Origin of the sequence: Paenibacillus septentrionalis (genome assembly GCF_042659865.1) — a bacterium.
GTDB lineage: Bacteria > Bacillota > Bacilli > Paenibacillales > Paenibacillaceae > Pristimantibacillus > Pristimantibacillus septentrionalis.
The window spans coordinates 525,511-545,814 of record NZ_JBHSTE010000004.1 but is presented as its reverse complement, the minus strand read 5'-3'; the positions used below and the strand labels follow the sequence as shown (position 1 = coordinate 545,814).

15 protein-coding genes are annotated in these 20,304 nt (G+C 40.1%); all 15 read right to left on the bottom strand.

Features of this window, described 5'->3' with window-relative positions; all coding sequences use genetic code 11:
- The 15 genes from ACFP56_RS14165 to ACFP56_RS14095 all read right to left on the bottom strand — a co-directional run bounded on the left by ACFP56_RS14165 (nt 1) and on the right by ACFP56_RS14095 (nt 19,955).
- Nucleotides 1-1,320, bottom strand: coding sequence for a nucleotide sugar dehydrogenase (locus tag ACFP56_RS14165; protein ID WP_379235580.1), 1,320 nt, complete (start codon nt 1,318-1,320; stop codon nt 1-3).
- A 2-nt stretch (nt 1,321-1,322) separates the two neighbouring features.
- Complete coding sequence (locus ACFP56_RS14160) at nt 1,323-2,498, bottom strand: glycosyltransferase family 4 protein (protein WP_379235578.1); 1,176 nt, start codon at nt 2,496-2,498, stop codon at nt 1,323-1,325.
- Nucleotides 2,498-3,397 carry an NAD-dependent epimerase/dehydratase family protein gene (locus tag ACFP56_RS14155; RefSeq protein WP_379235576.1) on the bottom strand — a complete coding sequence of 300 codons (900 nt, stop codon included), beginning with the start codon at nt 3,395-3,397 and terminating at the stop codon, nt 2,498-2,500. The genes ACFP56_RS14160 and ACFP56_RS14155 overlap by 1 nt, the downstream gene beginning before the upstream one ends.
- Nucleotides 3,398-3,982 (bottom strand): sugar transferase, encoded by a 585-nt coding sequence (locus ACFP56_RS14150; RefSeq protein WP_379235574.1) that lies wholly within the window; start codon nt 3,980-3,982, stop codon nt 3,398-3,400. It abuts the gene before it with no gap.
- Nucleotides 3,983-4,052: 70 nt separating this feature from the next.
- Nucleotides 4,053-5,906 (bottom strand): polysaccharide biosynthesis protein, encoded by a 1,854-nt coding sequence (locus ACFP56_RS14145; RefSeq protein WP_379235572.1) that lies wholly within the window; start codon nt 5,904-5,906, stop codon nt 4,053-4,055.
- Between the two features lie 22 nt (nt 5,907-5,928).
- Nucleotides 5,929-6,627, bottom strand: a complete 699-nt coding sequence (locus ACFP56_RS14140; protein ID WP_379235570.1) for a CpsD/CapB family tyrosine-protein kinase — start codon at nt 6,625-6,627, stop codon at nt 5,929-5,931.
- A complete protein-coding gene (locus ACFP56_RS14135) occupies nt 6,608-7,354 on the bottom strand; it encodes a YveK family protein (RefSeq protein ID WP_379235568.1) in 747 nt (248 codons plus the stop codon). Before ACFP56_RS14135 ends, ACFP56_RS14140 begins: the two co-directional genes overlap by 20 nt.
- Nucleotides 7,355-7,470: 116 nt before the next feature.
- Nucleotides 7,471-9,891, bottom strand: coding sequence for an S-layer homology domain-containing protein (locus ACFP56_RS14130; protein WP_379235566.1), 2,421 nt, complete (start codon nt 9,889-9,891; stop codon nt 7,471-7,473).
- 33 nt (nt 9,892-9,924) lie between these two features.
- Nucleotides 9,925-10,920: a stalk domain-containing protein gene (locus tag ACFP56_RS14125; protein ID WP_379235564.1), complete on the bottom strand. Its 996-nt coding sequence runs from the start codon at nt 10,918-10,920 to the stop codon at nt 9,925-9,927.
- Between the two features lie 24 nt (nt 10,921-10,944).
- Nucleotides 10,945-11,700, bottom strand: coding sequence for a tyrosine-protein phosphatase (locus ACFP56_RS14120; protein ID WP_379235562.1), 756 nt, complete (start codon nt 11,698-11,700; stop codon nt 10,945-10,947).
- Between the two features lie 322 nt (nt 11,701-12,022).
- Nucleotides 12,023-12,976: an oxygen-dependent tRNA uridine(34) hydroxylase TrhO gene (gene trhO, locus ACFP56_RS14115; protein WP_379235560.1), complete on the bottom strand. Its 954-nt coding sequence runs from the start codon at nt 12,974-12,976 to the stop codon at nt 12,023-12,025.
- Nucleotides 12,977-13,127: 151 nt separating this feature from the next.
- Nucleotides 13,128-16,181 (bottom strand): hybrid sensor histidine kinase/response regulator, encoded by a 3,054-nt coding sequence (locus tag ACFP56_RS14110; RefSeq protein ID WP_379235558.1) that lies wholly within the window; start codon nt 16,179-16,181, stop codon nt 13,128-13,130.
- Nucleotides 16,182-16,332: 151 nt separating this feature from the next.
- Nucleotides 16,333-16,965, bottom strand: coding sequence for an FMN-dependent NADH-azoreductase (locus tag ACFP56_RS14105; RefSeq protein WP_379235556.1), 633 nt, complete (start codon nt 16,963-16,965; stop codon nt 16,333-16,335).
- 138 nt (nt 16,966-17,103) lie between these two features.
- Entirely contained in the window at nt 17,104-18,141 is a 1,038-nt protein-coding gene (locus ACFP56_RS14100; protein ID WP_379235554.1) for a Gfo/Idh/MocA family protein, read from the bottom strand.
- Between the two features lie 260 nt (nt 18,142-18,401).
- Complete coding sequence (locus ACFP56_RS14095; RefSeq protein WP_379235552.1) at nt 18,402-19,955, bottom strand: glycoside hydrolase family 43 protein; 1,554 nt, start codon at nt 19,953-19,955, stop codon at nt 18,402-18,404.
- Nucleotides 19,956-20,304: the final 349 nt, after the last annotated feature.

The following is a 20,304-nucleotide window of genomic DNA, read 5'->3' as shown; positions in this document are numbered from 1 at the left end:
CTATAGCCTCCAATAATTATATCCATACGACTCTAATTCTCTTTTTTGTAATATTCCTTTGATATCAACAATTATTTTATTTGAGTTGTCACCAGTAATAAAAAAATCATTAATTTGATTCCAGCTTATTTTCTTAAACTCGTCATGTGCGACAGCAAGTACTAGGCAATCTATATCCCTAACTTCATCTATATTAGTAAGTGTAATTCCATAAACTTCTTTAGATTCATCTTTATTGGCATATGGGTCTACTATAATGGGTTCTACCCCGTAATCTCGTAAACTATTAATAATATCTAGCACCTTGGAATTTCTTATATCAGGTGTATTTTCTTTAAACGTTAGGCCGAAGATAGCAACTTTTGATTTTTTAATTAGTTTATCAGCTAATATCATTTTTTTAATTATAGCCTCGGAGATAAATTGCCCCATACCATCATTTACTTTTCTTCCTGAAAGAATTATCTGGCTGTGGTAACCTAACTTTTCTGCTTCATATATAAAATAATAAGGATCAACTCCAATACAATGACCGCCGACTAATCCTGGATAGAACCTTAAAGCATTCCATTTCGTATTCATAGCTTCAATAACTTGTAAAGTATCTATCCCCATTCTATCAAAAACCATTGCAAGCTCATTCATAAAAGCTATATTAATATCCCTTTGACTATTTTCAACAACTTTCGCTGCTTCAGCAATTTTAATAGATTGAGCTTTATGAACACCGGCATCAATAACTAATTCATATACTTTTGCAATTTCATTCAGAGATTCATCATCAATTCCCGATACAATTTTCACTATATTTTCTAACCTATGGACCTTATCACCTGGATTTATTCTCTCTGGTGAATATCCAACCTTAAAATCTATTCCACATTTTAACCCAGATTCTCTTTCTAATATTGGAATACAAATATCCTCTGTAACACCAGGGTAAACTGTAGATTCATATACAACAATAGAACCTTTTTGTAGATTTCGTCCAATTATTTTACTTGCAAATTCAACAGGATCCAAATTCGGAGTTTTATCTGAATTTATAGGTGTTGGTACTGCTACAATGAAAAAGTTTGCTGTTTTTAATAAGTTTTCGTCAGCAGTAAATTCTACGTTAGATTTTTTAATTTCATCACCACCTACTTCATTAGTAGGATCGATTCCTGACTTATAAAGTTCAATTTTTTTTTCATTCAGATCAAATCCTATTACCTCAACTTTTTTTCCAAATGCCACAGCAATGGGCATACCTACATAACCTAAACCAATTACCGCCAATTTAGCTTTTCTATCTTTTAAATTCTCATATAAGCTCATAGTTATGTCCTCTCTTCATTTATCTTATATACATTAGATAATTTTTGGGAGATTAATTTTCGTGAATAGTTCTTTATTTTCTTTTTATTATTCAAACTAAATTTCTCCATAATTTGTCTATTGTTATAAAGATAGTTGATTTTCTGTGCGATACCATTTAAATCATTGGCATTTACTAAAAATCCACCTACATCTTCTTCTATTAGATCCATATTCCCTCTAATATTAGAGCAAATTACTGGCAGCCCTGTTGTCATAGCTTCCATTAGGGCAACTGAAAGACCTTCTCTATACGAAGGAAATACAAACAAATCAGAAATGTTACAAATCTCTATCACATTTTCTCTATATCCAAGTAACCTTACTTGTCCCTGTAAATTGAGCTCTTTAATTAACTTCTCCAATTCTTCTTTCATAGTTCCCTGTCCACATATCAAATAAACAATATTTGGGTTATTCAATTTAGCAATTGCACGTATTACAATTTCATGGTTCTTATTTCTATTTAGTTCGCCTATAGATAAAATGACAAAATCTTGGGCCTGTATCTCCAACTCCTGTCGGATATTATTCTTGTTACACGAACTTAAAATATCATTAATTTTTTCAATATTTACTCCAATACCTGGTATATACTCAACTTTTCGAGATCTAAATTTTTTATATACCCTTTGATAATCTTCTTTGTTTATAGTTATTAAAACATCTGTAAATTTGGAAAGATAAAATTCAATGGGATAATAAAGTAACCAATTTTTAAGTGGCGCTCCTGTATAAAAGTGAAAACCGTGTGCAGTATAGATCACTTTTAATCCATCATATCTATATTTTCTTGCAATAAAACGTGTTACCATTGCTGCAACTGGAGTATGACAATGAATTATCTTATAGTTATATTTTTTTATTAGTTTATTTAAATGTAATCCTGCTTTAAAATTATCTATATCAATTGGATTCCTTTTCATAGATATATGATGATACTCTATTCCTTTTGCGGTTATTTCCTCTTTAAATAGTTCTAGCCTTGTTGTTGATGTATTGTTACCTTGTTCAAAATTAGCAGCAATGTGCACATTATATTTTTCTTGTAAAATTTCAATATCTTGCATACAAAATTGATCAATAGTTGATGCGACAGTAGAGATAACAAGAACATTTTCTTTCATTCTAGTAACCATTATATTCTCCTATTTTTACTTTTAATATATTGATTTACTTCAATTTCTAATCCTTTCTGAAAATTAATAGGGGAGTAATTAAAATCATTTTTTGCTAGATTATGTGGATAGCTACGATCTTCAGTCATTCTTTGAACTTTTTCTACAAAATCAATTTTATTAAAAGAAAATAACTTCATAATTTTTGCTACTATTATTCCTAATCTAAGAGGAACGTTAATGAAATACACCCTTTTCCCTAATTCAGAAGCTATTAGCTTATACATATCTTTCACTGAGATTGGATCTTTACCAGATAAAATATACTCTTTACCAACTGTTTTGTCAGGAGATATTAACACGTTGTAGTAAGCTTTTCCCAAATCTCTTGCATTAACAGGCTGAATCAAACTTTTTCCATTGTTAATTACCGGTACTAATCTCAATCTATCTACTATTTTGATAAACTTACTTACATTATGGTCACATATATCTCCATAAATCATAGTAGGTCTTAAAATTGTTATTTTAACATCATTATTTTTATTTAGTTCTTTTATTTCTGCTTCTATTTTTTCATACTCATTAGATGCTGATTTAAATTTCGAATAAATACCTGTAGTATGCACAAGAATAACCCAATTCACTTTATTGGCAATAGCAGTTTGAACAATCGCTTTTGAATGGTGAATATTATATATGTGTAAAACTGTATCAACATTATTCATCGCTTTATTTATAGTATCTATATCATTTAGATCACCAATAATAAAATCAATCTCTAGTTCACTATTTTCCAACTTCTGTTTTTTTAGATTATCTTTGATAAAACATTTTATTTTCCCTTTAAATTTTGCTTTTACTAATTCTTCAAAAAAATATGTACCTGTATGTCCTGTTATACCTGTGACTAGAAGCATTTACTTATTTCCCTCCACAACCCCGTCTTTTTTAATAACAGATATAAAAGTCAAAACTATACATTTAAGATCAAAAATTACACTTCTTTTTTTTACATACTCCCCATCTAATCTTGCCTTTACATCAATGGGCAGTTCATCTCTTCCATTTATTTGAGCCCATCCAGACAACCCTGGCAATATATCATTAGCACCATATTTATCTCTTTCTTCTATAAGATCATATTGGTTCCAGAGTGCTGGTCTAGGTCCTATAATGCTCATTTCCCCTTTGATAATATTTATTAATTGAGGTAGTTCATCCAAACTAGATTTCCTTAAAAATCTACCTGTTTTTGTAATATATTGATCTGCATTCTCCAACAAGTGAGTTGGAGAATTTTTAGGTGCATCCGTGTACATTGTCCTAAACTTATATATTTGAAAATACTCCTTCCCTTTTGTTACACGCTTTTGCTTAAAGAACACTGGGCCTTTTGACTCTAGCTTAATAATTAACGCAAGGATAATAAAAATTGGAGATAAAATAATTAGTGCAATCAAAGATATCATAAAATCAGATAACCTCTTAACATATGTATACAAATATGATCACCAACTTCGTCATAAAATAAAAACTGGAGAAGCAGAGACAAGCTCCACTTCTCCTCATGAATTAACTACTTGGTACAAGCACTTTATTAGTTTCACGTTTTCCTCCACTGTATGTAGGGACAATACGAGATAACAGCTCTTGTATCATTTCCTTGTCTTGACCAAGTATACGTTCCAATCGGCGAAGCTCCAGCTCTATACTCTCGCGATCGAAGTTGGCAGGTTTGCCTATAAATATTCGATCATGTCTAGTATCCGTCATGCCTTCTTCGTTAAGAAGCAGCTCTTCGTACAATTTCTCTCCCGTACGAATCCCCGTATATTCGATCATAATATCAACATTAGGTTCTAAGCCAGATAGCTTAATAAGATCATGCGCTAGATCCGCTATTCGGACTGGCTCGCCCATGTCCAGTATAAAAATCTCTCCTCCTGTTGCATAAGCTCCAGCTTGTAGTACAAGTCGAGATGCTTCAGGAATAGTCATAAAGTACCGTATCATTTCAGGATGTGTCACTGTTACAGGACCACCCTTGGCAATTTGTTCCTTGAACAATGGAATTACACTACCTCGACTGCCTAGTACATTACCAAATCGTACTGCGCTAAAACTCGTTTTAGATTGCTTCGCAAGGCATTGAATATACATCTCTGCAATTCGCTTTGTAGTTCCCATTATACTAGTAGGATTAACAGCTTTATCTGTAGATACAAGCACGAACTTTTCCGTATGGTAGCGATCCGCAAGGTCTGCTACGTTGCGAGTACCAAACACATTGTTTTTAATCGCTTCTGAAGGATTTTCCTCCATAAGTGGAACATGCTTATGTGCTGCCGCATGGAATACAACCTGAGGCTGGTGCTTACGGAATACATCCTCCATACGTCCGCGATCCTGAACATCTGCTATTACCGGAATAAGCTTAATACCTGTGGAAGAAAGCTCTCTATGAATTTGATAGATGCTATTTTCTCCATGACCGAGCAGTAGAAGCTGTCCAGGGTTGAAGCTTACGAGCTGACGACACAGCTCTGAACCAATAGATCCTCCAGCTCCGGTAACAAGCACAATTTTACCTTCGACATATTCTTTAATCCCATCACTTTCCAGTACGACGGGATCTCGCCCTAGCAAGTCTTCTACTTCAACATTGCGCAGCGATTTCATCGAAATTTTTCCTTCTAGCAAGTCATTAATATGAGGGATAATTTTCATGTTTGCATTTGTTTTTTTGCAGATTGATATCACTTCGGATACTTCTCTACGCGAAGCGGAAGGTAAGGCAATAATAATTTCACTTACTTCATGCTGCAATACAATCTCTTGGATGTGCGAACGATTACCTAGAACCGGCAATCCAACTACGGATTGATGTAATTTCAATGGATCATCATCAATAAAACCTATAGCAAGCAGATTAGAGTTCGCATTCGTTTTTAGCTCACGCGCTACAATAACTCCGCATTGCCCTGCTCCAATTATGAGCGTTCTCTTAAATCCACTCAAATCCTGCTTCACATAATGATCCTTAACGACACGTATCGCAAAGCGAACCGCACCAACTCCAAGCATCACCAGCAGATAGCTATTAAAAGCTACTGATAGCGGTACGTGCATGTTTGGCCATACTAAGGAAAGAATGTAAGCCAAAGCCATGCTAATGGTGACTGCTTTGAAGATGAGTATCATTTCCCCTACGCTGGCAAATTGCCATACACGCTTGTACAAGGAACCAAAATAAAAGGTCACAAAGCTAATAAGAAGACAGAATAAACCAAATGTCAAAGCACTTGAAGCTGAGATCACCAATAAGTTTCCATTGACGTATAGGATAAATGATAAAGCTACACATCCAGCAATAATGATACAATCTATGATCATGAGCAGAATCATATTTTTTCTTACTTTACTCATGTTAGTCCCCCATTATTGATGACTATTTTTCCTCTTCACCATAATAATAGTAATAATAGTCATCTTTTGCTTTTCGCTTCGCGTTGTTAATTACAACGCCAACAATTCTTGCTTTTACAATTTGCAATCTTTCCTTCGCATCAAGCAAAGCACTGCGCTTAACTTTACCTGCTTCTGCGACAAGCACTACACCGTCGCAATGCGTAGAAATTAATTGAGCATCTGTAAGTGCCAGAACGGGAGGGGTATCAATAATGATCTGGTCGAACTGCTCTTTTAACTGGTCAAGAATGCTGCCAAGTGCCTTGGAGCCAACAAGCTCAGAAGGGTTCGGCGGAATAATTCCTGCAGTAATCGCACTTAAATTAGGAATAGCTGTATCTTGTATGACTTCTTCCAGAGCCGCCTGCTTAGTAAGCACATGGCTGATGCCTACACGATTAGATAGATTAAAGGTCTTATGAACAGTTGGTTTACGTAAATCTAGCTCAATCAATACGGTACGTTTTTCACTTTGTGCATAGGTAACCGCCAAATTAGCAACTGTTGTAGATTTTCCTTCGCCTGGTCCAGATGAGGTAACCATAATTACTTTCAAATCCTCATCAATAGCAGAAAAGCTAATATTGGTACGCAGCGTACGATATGCTTCGCTAATTGGAGATTTTGGATTTGTAACGGAGATTAGATGTCTAGCTTGATTATTTGGTGACTGTGACATTACTCCCTACCTCCGTCCTTACTGTTTTTACTTTAGCTTTTCCGATTTCCATATCTTCTTGCGTAATACGAGGAATACTCATTAATACTGGAAGATCAACGTACTGGGCCACATCTTGTTCGTCCTTGATTGTATCGTCAAGATACTCAAGTAATAGAGCTAGTCCTACACCAAGCATTAATGCTACGATGATGCTTAACGCTATATTCAAAATTGGATTTGGCGCAACTGGTGATGGATTATCTACTAGTTTAGCCTCATTCAATATACTTACGTTGTTAACGGTCATAATAGTTGGAATTTGTTCAACAAACATTTTCGCTACTTCATTTGCTACTGTTACGGTTGTTACATAGTCATTATTCCTTGCTGATATCGTAATAACCTGTGTATTGCTTACAGAGGACACTGTAATCATATTACTAATCTGATCGCCATTGAGACCAAGCTCAGGATTTCGTTCTGCGACCTTATCTGTTATTGCTGCTGTTTTAATAATTTGCTTATACGTATCTACTAGTCTGATGTCAAGATTCACACTATTAATATCTAGCGCTCTCGTATCCTGAGAGTTATTCACGATTAGACTCGTAGATGATTCATATACGGGTTTCATAAATCCATAACTGTATACAGCTGTTATGATTGCTAATAGAACAACTAATGCTACTATTAATTTTATTCTTTTTACTATAATCCTGACGTAGTCTCTAAGTTCTAGCTCCATTGACTTTTAGTACCCCCATATACATGATCTTCGGTCTAGCAAGCAGTAAGAGTCTTTACCCCAACTGCTAAGGGATAAAAACTCTTACACCTTTCACTATCTATTATGCGTAATGCTTATCTAAGATCAAAAAGTTTAGCAATAATAACTGCAGATTCAGCTCTTGTTGCAGTACCTTTTGGATCGTAGTTGTTTTTGCCTTTACCTTGAACGATGCCTTCGTTAGCAAGTAGCGCTACATTAGCACGATGAACCGCTACAACGTTAGCAGCATCTACGAATCCATTTAGAATTTCTTCTGCATTAGCAGGAGCCTCGAAATCTAGTACAGTTTTTAGTGCGTTGGAAGCAATAGAAGCCATTTCTTCACGAGAAATTTGTGCATTCGGATCGAACTCAGATGCACTGCGACCATTGATAATACCGTATGCTCTAGCAGCTGCGATGGAATCGTAGTACCATGCATTTTCACTTACATCATTGAAAGTAATATTAGTTGTTGCATTCAAGTTAAGAGTACGTACTAGCATTGCTGTAAATTCAGCACGTGTAACATTGCCATGCGGATCGAATTTGCCATTGCCTTTACCTAGCAACAGACCTTTGTCAGCAAGAAGCTTGATTTTATCGTTAGCCCAAGTGATGTTTGCAGTATCATTGAAGGAAGCACTGTTTTCAACAACTACGAAATCACCAAGTACATTTGTAAAGAATGTAATTGTACGAGTTTTGGAATCGTATTGACCACCGATCAAGCTTTGAGTACCGTCACCAAGTTTCGCAACTGTTACATTGGAACCAGTTCCGCTAACAGGAAGCGTTACACGGTATTGCTTTTCAAAGCCAGTGATGTCGCCGTTTGTGTTTGTAATTGCAATGCTGTAAGTGTCAGACTTCGCACCAGCTACAGTAGAAGCTGCTTTTTTGATTGATACTTTGCTTGCTGCAGTAAGCTGATCAAGAGAAGCTTCAACTGAAGCATCGCCAGTTTTAACGCCTACATAAGCGATTTCTTTAGATGTTAGAGAATCGATAAGATCTTTGTTCAAGTTCACTTCACCATTGGAAGTAGCACCAATGTTGTAAGTTAGTACTGGAGAAATGTTAAGATCAAGCTTTTGCTCTTCTAGAGCAGCTTTAAGTGCATTAAGTACCGTATTAAGCTGTGTATCATAAATAGTAGTCATTTGCGCTGGCGTAATGTTCAGCGTTGATACACCATTGCTTACAGTTACTGAGTTAGCAGCCTGTACTGTCAATGCTTGACGAAGTTGCTCTTCAAGTAGTTTGATTAGTGCACGCTTCAACGTATTGTTGTATAGATCAGGGTTAGCTTCCAAGTAGTCAGCTACTAGACCAGAAATTGCAGCTGCTTTTGCTTGATAATCGCTAACTAGACCAAGCTCAGGTGTTGGTACGAAAATACCACCGCCATCAGTGCCACCAACACTATATTTTGATGTATAGCTGAATAATGTAACACCATCAAAATCATCTAGTACAGATGGATAGCCCGGTGCAGTCTTATCAAGAACTGCCGAAACAGTTACATCATTATTCAAATTCACACCACTTAGATTAAGATCCAAATGAGGGTCAACATTAGCATTACCTGGATTAACTGTTACGGTTCCTTCTGATTTCCATTTAAAGAGGTCAAGAGGAATTACTTTACTTGTTCCAAAATTAACATTCAGCTTAAAATTACGACCGGAGCTTGTTCCTTTTGTAATAGGCTGATTTAACGAGTAATGATGTTTAGCATATGCAATCGCTACTGCAGCAGCACCTTTAGCATAAATATCCTTCTCATCATCAGTCAGATCAGCTTGAAATAGTGAATTGAATTTTTCTACATCTTCATCAAACTTTTCAAATTCTCCGCCATACAAATCAACAAAAGCAGCTACTAGTGAATTGTCGTTGGTATTCCATTCTTCTTCTATTACTGCTTTAATAGCATCTTTAGCCTCTTCGCTTAGATTGCCTTCATCAAACCAATCAAGATCTGCTTCATTGCTGAATTTTTCAAACAATTTTTCCTCGATCTCTTCCAAAAGCAGCGCTACATCATCACGAGTGATTTCCTCGCTTAGAACTGGGGCAAGTTTATCGTTTAAATTCTCGATAGCTGCTTCAAGGTCAGTTGAAAGATCTCCAAGGTTTTTGTTGAAATTTTCATTCTTAGTAGAGTAATCTTTGATCAACTGTTTAGCAATAGCAATAATCGCGTCTTTCACATCTTCTGCAACATCAGGATCCAGATTCTCTGAAATATTAAACTCTGCAATATCTAGTTCTGCTTCAACTTTTGCGATGTCTTTATCCGCTTGTTCTAGCAGGTCTTCATAAGCAGCAACAAGTGCATCCTCATCTTGCAATTGAGCAAAAACAGCTTTAATCTTATTAGATGCCTTTTCAACATTTTCTGTAGCAGCATAAGCTTTGTCAATCACCTTATAAGATACTGGTGCGAATGTCATAGCACTTGCTGTTACTAGAGCAACAACTGACGCTAATAATGCTTTTTTCTTCATTTTATACTCTCCCTCTTGTTTCATAATGATATATTAAAGAAATCTTGCAAACATCTCTTGCTTTTTAGCTTCATAGGTTTTCTGTAAGTTTTCAGCGTCATTGCCAATTTCATAGTCATATTTTGCTAGGTCTTTATTCAATTGGTCAACGATTGCCTTCACTTGCTCATCCGCCTCTTTCACAGCTTGCGAACCTTCAGCTAAATACATAAGTTTTTCTTCATCCGTGCTTGCTTTTTCATATTTACTGTACAGTGAATATGCACGATTCACAAGCGACGCTTCCATTCTCTTCAACTGAGCCTCAGCAGCACTCACAAGTTCAGCCCGTGTTGGTGGAGTGATCTCACCAGGAGCCCCAGGAATTACTCCTTCACCCGTATTATCTCCGCTGTTTCCTGTGCCAGGATTCGTTGGTGTACCGTCAGTGCCGTTATTGCCATTGTCGCTGTCGTTACGCGCGTTCATGGTAATAGTCTTGGTTGCAGAGTTGTAAGAAATATCATGTTGAATCAATTCCGCAAAGTAACGAAGCGGTACATAAAGTGTTCCTTTATGCATGAATGTCGTTACATCCTCAGGAATCGCTTGCTCTCTCCCGAAGAAGTTGTAGCCTGCCGCGTCAACCAAAGCATATATCGTTTCTTTTTTCAAAGAAGAAGCTGGTTTTTTCACGTCGACATTGGGCATCAAATACTGTTTCTTGTAATTTTGCAGCTGCTTAAGCTGGTTCTCGGATGGCAGTTTTACAGAAACGGTTGAAGTCGCCTGATTCCATTCAACCCACTTTTCCAGCATGTAACTGGCAAAGCGAACTGGCACATATGTACGGTTATTGTAGAGAAATCCTTGCGTATCTTTCGGCGCATGGTAAACCTTTCCGTCTACAACAAAGTGAAAATCAGCCTTATACACGACGACATTCTTCTGCACAGAAACGGCATTAGCTGGTGTAGCTCCTATGGTGATCATAAGCACACATACAACAGTTAAGATAATCGCCTTGATGCCTAATTTGTTAGCTTTCACAATACTCCTCCTTTTCCTAGAATTCTACCAGAATATTAATCTCCGCTTAGCGGCTGGAGCTTCTCTATTAATGAGTTCACTCCGTACTAGCCGCTCTGCATTGAGCTGATAGTAATCAACAAACGCTTGTCCCAGTTGCTTGCCAATCGCTTCATACCCCGAAGCAAGATCAAATGGACGATTAATGGCATGATGGGCATCCGATGCAACAAAATGCACGAGCCCCTTCTTGCACATTTCAAGCGATAGTTTTTGCAGCTTGCGTCCCATCTTCCCCGCAACAGAGGAACTGGTCAGCTGCGCCAATGCACCCGCCTCAACAAAGTCTTCCAGTAACCGCAGATTGCCAGCAAGCTCGCGATTGCGTTCAGGATGTGCAATAACAGGCGTTATATCAAGCAATCTAAGCTCATGAAACAGCTCATCAGCTTGCCTCGGCACATTGGATGAGGGAAATTCGATTAGCATGTACTGGGTAGATGCAAGTGTTGATAACAACCCACCTTCAAGGTCTGCAAGCAAGTCATCGTAGACGCGAACCTCCTGACCAATTAGAATCTCCAGCGGAATTCCGCGTTTGTCCAGCTCATCGTTAAGCTTGGCTGTTTCGATTTCAATTTGCTCAGCGTTCGTGTAATATCCTCTTGCATGATGATGAGGCGTTGCAACAACGGTTCGAATGCCGTCCTGCACAGCCTGCTTTGCTAATGCGATCGAATCCTCTAACGATCCTGCTCCATCATCTAACCCCGGAAGGATATGTGTATGTATATCAATCACTGTTAACCCTCTCATTCCCAAAAAACTACATCTTTACAGATGGCTACCTATAATTCTAGCATATTATACGATAGATTTGTAGGCAACTGCAGTAAAAATCCCAATAATTCCAAACCAAATCCTTACAATTGTGTGTCCGAAATCGTCTACTTGATTTGATTATCAACTAATTAAACGCAAAATGAAATAGTAAAGTTGCGCCATTTCTTGAAATAAAAAACCAATGATAGACGATAAATATGGGTATTTTTTCTTATTTTCCAAATATACCCTTCATTGCTCGTTTTGTCCATCATTGGTCACAAAATTATTCTATTCAATTTTAATGTACTGCTTCTGCCAATATAATTTCCATACGTGCGGCTATTTCCTCCGCGTTTAGTCCATGCTTGGCAACGTACATATTACGTGGATGCTCGCTGCAAGCTGGAGTACAGCCTCCCATATGCTTGTGCTCATTTTCCTCAGAGCATAGAATCTGCTTGTTGCACTCAGGATTCGCACAGTTGATATAACGCTCGCAAGGCTCACCAGTAAAATGGTCCTTTCCTACTATCGACGGATCTACCTGATTGATTGGCACCACCAGACGCTCATCGAATACGTAGCATTGCCCCTTCCATAGCTGTCCTTTCGCTACAGGGTCCTTGCCATACGTAACAATACCACCATGAAGCTGACCAACATCCTCGAAGCCTTCGCGAACGAGCCAGCCTGAGAATTTCTCACAGCGAATACCGCCCGTACAATACGTTAAAATACGCTTGCCTTCAAGCATGTCACGATTCTCTCGAATCCATTCCGGAAGCTCTCGGAACGATTCAATATCAGGGCGAATGGCCCCCTCAAAATGACCAACATCATACTCATACGTATTACGAGCATCGATCACAATCGTATCATCCTGCTGCATTTGCTCATAGAACTCTGCAGGCTCGACATAACGGCCTGTAAGCTCACGCGGATTTATATCATCCTCTAGACTAAGGTTGACAAGCTCTGCTCTGGGACGCACATGCATTTTCTTAAATGCGTGTGTTTCTGATTCATCAATTTTGAATACGATGCCTTGGAACAATGGATCAGCCTTCATTGCTTCCATATAAGCATTAGTTTGCTCAACTGTTCCCGATACCGTACCGTTAATTCCTTCACTAGCAACAAGAATGCGGCCTTTAAGCTGTAGCGATTTGCAGAAGGCAAGATGCTCCTTAGCAAATTCAGCTGGCTCAGCAATGCTTGTGTAGTGATAATACAATAAAATGCGATATTCCATTATTTTTACCACCTATCATGTATATTTCCAGGATATAACCTGATAGAGTGATTCTCATTAGGGCAAATGCAAAGCAAATTCAGCATGTCGCGACAATGTAGAATCATATCTGTAAATTATACCGAATTGCGCTCATGTAATGCAATGATAATTAATTGGTTATTTCGTGACGAATCATAAATCGGATTGTGACCTCCGTTCCCTTGCCTTGCTCGCTGTGCAGCGTCAATGAGGCGTGCTGCTGCTGTCGTATCCGCTTTTGCACATTGCCAAAGCCAACTCCTGTCTGATCATGAGACTCCAGCAGCTGCTTCAGCTGTGCTTCAGACATGCCGACGCCATCGTCCGATACCGTGATGGACAGCTCTCGGTCATGCAAGCGTACGGCAACCTTGATCGTCCCTCCCTCTTCCTTGCTATATAGGCCATGCTTGATCGCATTTTCTACAAGCGGCTGAATACACAGGCTCGGAATACGAACCTCCTGCAGCTGCTCTGGCACATCAAGCTCCAGCTTGTATTTATCGCCAAAACGCATTCGCTCAATTCCCACATACACCTGAATCAATTCCAGCTCCTTGCTTAGCGCAATCGCGTTGCCTGCATTGTCCACATCGAACACGAGACGTAGATATTGGCTAAAATCAGTAAGCAGCTTTGCAGCCTGCTCGGGATTCACATAGCACAAAGAGATCATCGTATTAATTGCATTATAGATAAAATGAGGCTTGATCTGTGCCTGTAAAAAAGAAAGCTCATGCTGCACTGCTAGACGCGATGCCTCCTGCAGCGACAACATCCCCTTTACTCTGGCAAGTACCTCTAGCTCGACAAACGGCTTATGAAGAAAATCATTTGCCCCAGCTTCAAAGCCACGCTCCAGCTCATCATACTCAACGCCAACCGCCATCAATATGACGGGAAGCTCAATCATTGAATATTGATTACGAATTTGTCTGCACAGCTCAATGCCCGATTGACCTTGAAGCGTCATATCCACCAGCACAAGATCAACAGAGCTCGCTGCGAGAATAGGCATTGCTTCTTCCCCAGAATAAGCATACAACACCACATACCCATTCTTCACCAGCATGTCCTGCAGCGTTTGAATGTTATAATACTGATCCTCTACAATCAAAACCGTCTGCTGCTTTGTTTCGTGGCTGCTAAGCTCATTCCACGCAGGCAGCAGCGATTCTGTTCGAATTTCAAGCTGCTGCTGTGAATCGTCTACTTGCAGCTCGTGTCTATTCATATAGCCTGGAAGCCTCAGTTTAAAGCAGTTGCCTTTTCCTTCTATCGACCAGTCCAGCTCCAATCTGCCATCCATGGCCTGAACAAGCGCTCTTGTCATATACATTGTTAGGCCTGCATCGGTATCATCTATTATATTGGGATCGAATAACTGAGACTGACGGCTGCTAGATATATAAGTGCCATCATCCTGAACCGAAATGCAAATCATGCTCCCAGATAAGCTTGCTGAGACCGAGACGGCGGTGGCTCCAGTCCTGTTTGCAGCCTGTCTAATCAACGCATACAGCACCTGATACATTCGTTCTTCATCTCCGATGATCTTCATGGTCGGATGAACATCAAGCTTTACTGCTATCCCCTTTTCCTTCCCAAACACGGTGATCGCTTCAACCGCGCGTGTTAGGCTTGCCTTTAGCGGGACAGATTCTCGGTTAAGCTTTAGTTCCTTATTTCGCAGCAAGGCAAGATCAATCGTAGCATTCACCTGATGAATAACTCGCCTTACAAGCTGATTCATCATTTTGTATTGTATATAAGCGTCAGATTCAATCAGCTGATTTTTGTTTTTTTCTCGTTCAATGCCGTTTGCCGTCATGCTTAGCATACTGTCCAATGGCCCTCGTAAATAATAAGCCGAGTTGACCAAAAAATCCTCCTTCACCTTATCCATCCGCTTGATTCGTTCTTCACTTCGGATATAACGTATCGCCAGAAGCAGCTGACTAATAAAGATAAAGCTTGCGACAGCCATTGATCCAATAGATTTATTAGAAATCAAGCCCAAGCTGTAAAGTGCAGTGTTGTAATAAGAAATCATCCAAAAAAACACGATTACCAAATAAATGAGTACGTCGTTCCGCAGGCTTCTATGATCAAGCTGCAACCATTTTCTAAACAGACGCCAAAACAGATACGTCATTATGCCTAGAAAATAAAGTGACATATACTCGATAATTTTCGTATAGACAACGCTATCGAATAACAAAATAAAGATAAGACTAAGCCAATAGGTGCTCATCGTAAATTTGTGGAAAGCTGGAGATAGCAGCCCCGCTACCTGGTGAACCAGATAAAGCTGCAGTAAAATTCTTAATCCAATTCTGCATATCCAGACCAGCTTTAGCAGAAGCTCGTAAGGAGCGTGCTGGAATATTCCTACCAGCATTAATTCACCCGAATTCAAAAACATAATCGTCAGGCATAAAAACATTAACGAAAAATACAGAGAGCCTATCACTCGTGTATGAACCGCAACGTATAAATGATAAATAAAAATAATAAAGCAGATTGCAGCCCCAGTAAGCTCAATCGCAAGACCAGAACTCGTTTGACTGGCAATACTATTGGCAGAACCTAGCCATATGGAATAATGATAAGGGAAATTATAATGCGAGTAATTAGCTACCTGCAGTACAATTTCTATCGAAGAGGAACCAGCTTCAAAATAAACCTCATACCCTCTGTTTCCTGCTTTTGCTTGTTTGGCATCAAGCGATACTTGTCCATGTCCGCCAACTTCTTGACCGTTTACATAAAGCTTGCTGCTTGTTTTTATGTTGGACAACTTCAGCGCTAATGCATGCTGCGGCTCTTCTCCTAGATGAATGTGAAGCTTGTAGGTTCTAGCTCCAATACCGCCTCCTCTAATATCCTCCAAGGAAAACAGCTGCTTCATGCTTCTGGTCGCTGATGGATCGAAATATTGTCTCACTTCTGCATACTCGTTATAACCAGCAAGCTCGCTGGGAGTCAACAGACGCTCCTTGTAAAGCTCCCACTCGCCTTCAAGCTTAATAGCGCCATTCTCCTTAAAGCTCCAATTCGTTAGGTCCAGCGTACCATTCTCTGCTTTAGGTGAATCAATCGCTTGAAAAGGATGCGCGATGGAAATAATAAAGGAAAAAAGCATTACCCCAATGACGATCATCACCATGATAAATTTTTTCATCTTGAATCTCCGTTACGGTTTAATGTTACTTCTCCTTTCAAGCTTACAGACTTGCCAAATGTTTTGTCCACAGAAAAATATAAAAGAGGCAATTATCCCCATTTACAATCGGAATAATTGCCTCTCTATGAGATCAAACTTATCGTTTTACTTATTTTGCAGCAACAAGAGATAGTTTTTCTGCAGCTGCTTTAACACGCTCTAGACCTTCAGCAATAATTGCTTCTGCTTGTGAAGGATTAGCGTTGTGACCTTCGATAACTACTTCATCGATCACTTCCATACCATATACGCCGCCGATAACATTGCGCATGTAGTTCAATGCCATTTCCATTGGAGCAGCTTCAGGAGTGGAGTAGATACCGCCACGTGCATTCAAGAAGATTGCTTTTTTGTCAGTTAGCAATGAAACAAGCTGACCTTGCTCATTGTACTTGAAGGAATAACCAGCTTGGTACGTGTAATCAATAAATGTTTGCAATGCTGCTGGAATAGTCAGATTCCATAGCGGGAAAGCAAATACAACAACATCTGCTGCACTTAGTGCATCCATTGCTTTTTGCTTCGCTGCAAGAAGACGTTGATCTTCAGCTGTCAATGCGCCTGCTTGTGCGCGACCGAAAGCATCAAAGAAATCTTGACCGAAATAAGGCATATCCTCTGCAAATACGTCAAATGTTGAAACCTCTACACCTTTAAGATTTGCCTCGAATGCTTCAAACATTTTTGAAGAAACCGCATCAGTAGCTGGGCGGTTATTAGCTTTTACCAATAGTACTTTCATTTCTCTCGATCTCCTTTATGACTGAATTTATTTTTATCTTTAAGTTAAGATGCCACTTCATTATACCCTGTTTTCTCGAGAAAATAAATAGCAACTATAAAAAATATAGTTACATATTTTTTACAGGATGGTCAGTCGCTAGCCCAGCTTGATTTCAGAGCCTTGTTCGGCAGATCGATAGATCGCATCCAGGATGTGAATCATATGAACACCTTCCTGAGGTGTAATCGTCGGCTCCTGCTCTCCACGAACACACGCGATAAAGTGCAAAATATTCTCAACATGCTGCGGTTTTGATGTATGCGATAGTTCAGGCTTTTCCGATACAACCTGTCCATCACGCTCCACATAAAGCGTCAGCTCATCATCGATAATTGAGAAGCCTGCTTCCGAACCACGCCATTCAATAAATTTTTTCTCCCGCTCAACATTCGATGCCCAGCTAAATTCAAGCTGCAGCGAGGCCCCATTCGTAAAGCGAATAAAACCCATTGCCATATCCTCTACGTCAAAGGTTCCTGCTGGAATCTGTCCGTTAGCATCTGGGCGATCAGCGAACTGACGATACGTCGTTCCACTCACCGTTGAAGGCACACTGTTGTCGCTCAACCACATCGCAAGATCAATCATATGTACCCCAAGATCGATTAGCGGGCCACCACCAGACAGCTCCTTCGTTGTAAACCAGCCGCCCCGCCCAGGGATGCCGCGTGTACGGACCCAACCGCAGCGTCCCGCATACAGCTCCCCGAAAAAACCTTCCTGCTGAAGCTTCTTCACATATTGTGCTGCTGCTGTAAAGCGGTTGTTGCGCATAACCATAAGCACCTTTCCAGTACGTGCAGCGATGTCTGCCATACGCTCAGCTTCCTGCGGATTGATCGCATCCGGCTTTTCACAGAACACATGCTTGCCGCTTTCAAGTGCAGCAATCGCAATAATCGAATGAAATTTGTTCGGGGTCGTTATACTAACGATATCGATATCATCACGCTCAAGCAACGCTTCATAATCTGTATAGATGCTGGCTCCAGGAAAATCCTTCTCTGCCTGTTCGGCAAGCTCCCGATTCGCATCACACACCGCAGCCACTTCTATGCCTTCAGCAGCTTTCCAGCCCTCCAAATGTGCATAGCGGTATATTCCCCCCGTACCGATAAGACCTACTTTTAGCATATAACGATAACCTCCTATAATGAGCAGCTTAGCTTAACCAAGCTCCTATATTGTTATCATTAGCATATCATAAATGTGCCGTTGATTAACAATTGATAAATGATAACAAAACAAGTACGCCATGCACAATAGCCCATACCACGCAGCTGCGAGGTATGGGCTATTGTGAGAACTACTCACATTCGGTTATGAAGGATATAATGAGATCTACTGATATGCGACATATGGACATATATAATAGAAGCGATTTTTTTATTATTCTATTCAGCAGCCGTTACAGCAGTGCCCCATAGCGAAACACCTTCCTCAGACAGCACGGAGAACGCCATGACATCCTGCTTCGTCAATTCATCATACTGACGTATAAACACACCACGATAAGCGATATCATCAACCGTAATCGCCGCAAAATGCTCGCCGCTTAGCTCCCAGCTTCCGCTCAATTCTCCTGCAAGCTGTCCGTCCGCTTGCAGCTCAACCACAATTGAGTGTTTTACCTCTGCAGAAATGTCTCTACCATGATTCACAAGCTTATAAGCTCCTGCCACTTCTTCCGTTGTATACGCGCCAATCGTTTCACCTGCATAACGGTGAGGAGCCATCACGAACCAGTTATCCTCGTTCAGAAACATCTGATGAACGCGAATTTCATGCTGCTCGCCGCGATAAGGAAAGCGCGTATGGAAGATGTTATAATACTTGCCGCTCGCTTCGTCATAATAGGTTGAGTTATGTCCAGGCGAGATGTAGCCTGCTCCCACACCGCCACCACTTTCACCCGGCTGACGTCGGAACATAAAATTACCTACAAGCTTCACACCATATGGCTCGATGGCCCGATCGTCAAAGAATGAACCTGCCGGACCTTGCGCATCAATCAGGTCATTGCCCATCGAATCCAGATAAGGACCATCAGGCTGCTTTGAGCGAGCAACGCGAAGATTGTAGCCGCCATTCACATCCAGCCCGCCAAATGATAAGAACAAATAGTAATAATCTGTCTCAGGGCTGTATTGAATGTAAGGCCCTTCTATACGAACATGATTTTTGCCTAGCAGCTTTTTGCCATAGCCTTGATCAGGCAGCGGCAGGCCAGTAGTAGGATCAAGCTCCATAATGAAAATCCCGCCTGAGTATGAGCCGTACACCATCCATAACACGCCTTCTTTATCAAAGAACACATGAGGATCAATTGCATTTGGATGCACAGTAGCGTCATAGATCGTGCCATCCTCACTCGGCTGTCCCCACATGCCGGACTTCAAAAACATGCCTAGATCCTTGAATGGACCCTCTGGAGAATCGGACACCGCCAGACCGATTGCAGCGCGCGGCGAATCTCCCTTGCACACACTATAATAGAAGTAATACTTCCCATCAGCAAGCTGAATCACATCGCCAGCCCAAAACGTATCTGTCTGTCCCCATTCTAGTGCTTCAGCCATTTCTTCCTTAACATTAGGAATAAGCGGGTTACCATCCACTACCCCTGTGCCAATCAGTGTCCAGTTCATAAGATCGGGACTTTTGGCAGCAGCCAAGTGAGACCCATATACATAAAACATTCCATCAGCAAAAATGACAGAGGGATCATGTACTGAAGCATTCGTAAACACTGTTCCTGAAGCTAGCTCATCGGGAGCAGGCTGCTCCGTCTGCTCCTCAAGCTGTCCTTCAATCACCTGCTTGCCCCCCTCCTCAACAGCAACGACCTGTTCAGGCGTCGCAGTAGGAACCGACTCCTCCTTGCTGCAGCCAGACACAATCAAAAGCGCCGCAGCAACGGTCAATACGATTATTAATTTTTTGTTCATCGGACCTCCTAAAAACGATTGGTAGCATTTTTTTCGCTACCAATAGTTACTTCGTAAGCATTAACCAGACTTTTGGTAGCATTTTTTTCGCTACCAAAAGTCACTTCGTAAGCATAATCCTAACTTTTCGTAGCTAACTTAATTTGCTTCTTCGCAACGAAAAGTTACTTCGTAAGCATTAGCTTAAACTTTTCGTAGCTTACTTGCTAAGCTTGCTAGAGCTTGAGTAGCGCAGCGTACGGTATTGGTACGTGAGCAACGGAGCTTTCGGTAGGACTTCATATTCGACGCCGAATCAACGACAACGAGTTACCTCGTCATCAAGCCTGAACGTTTTGAACTACCTCTA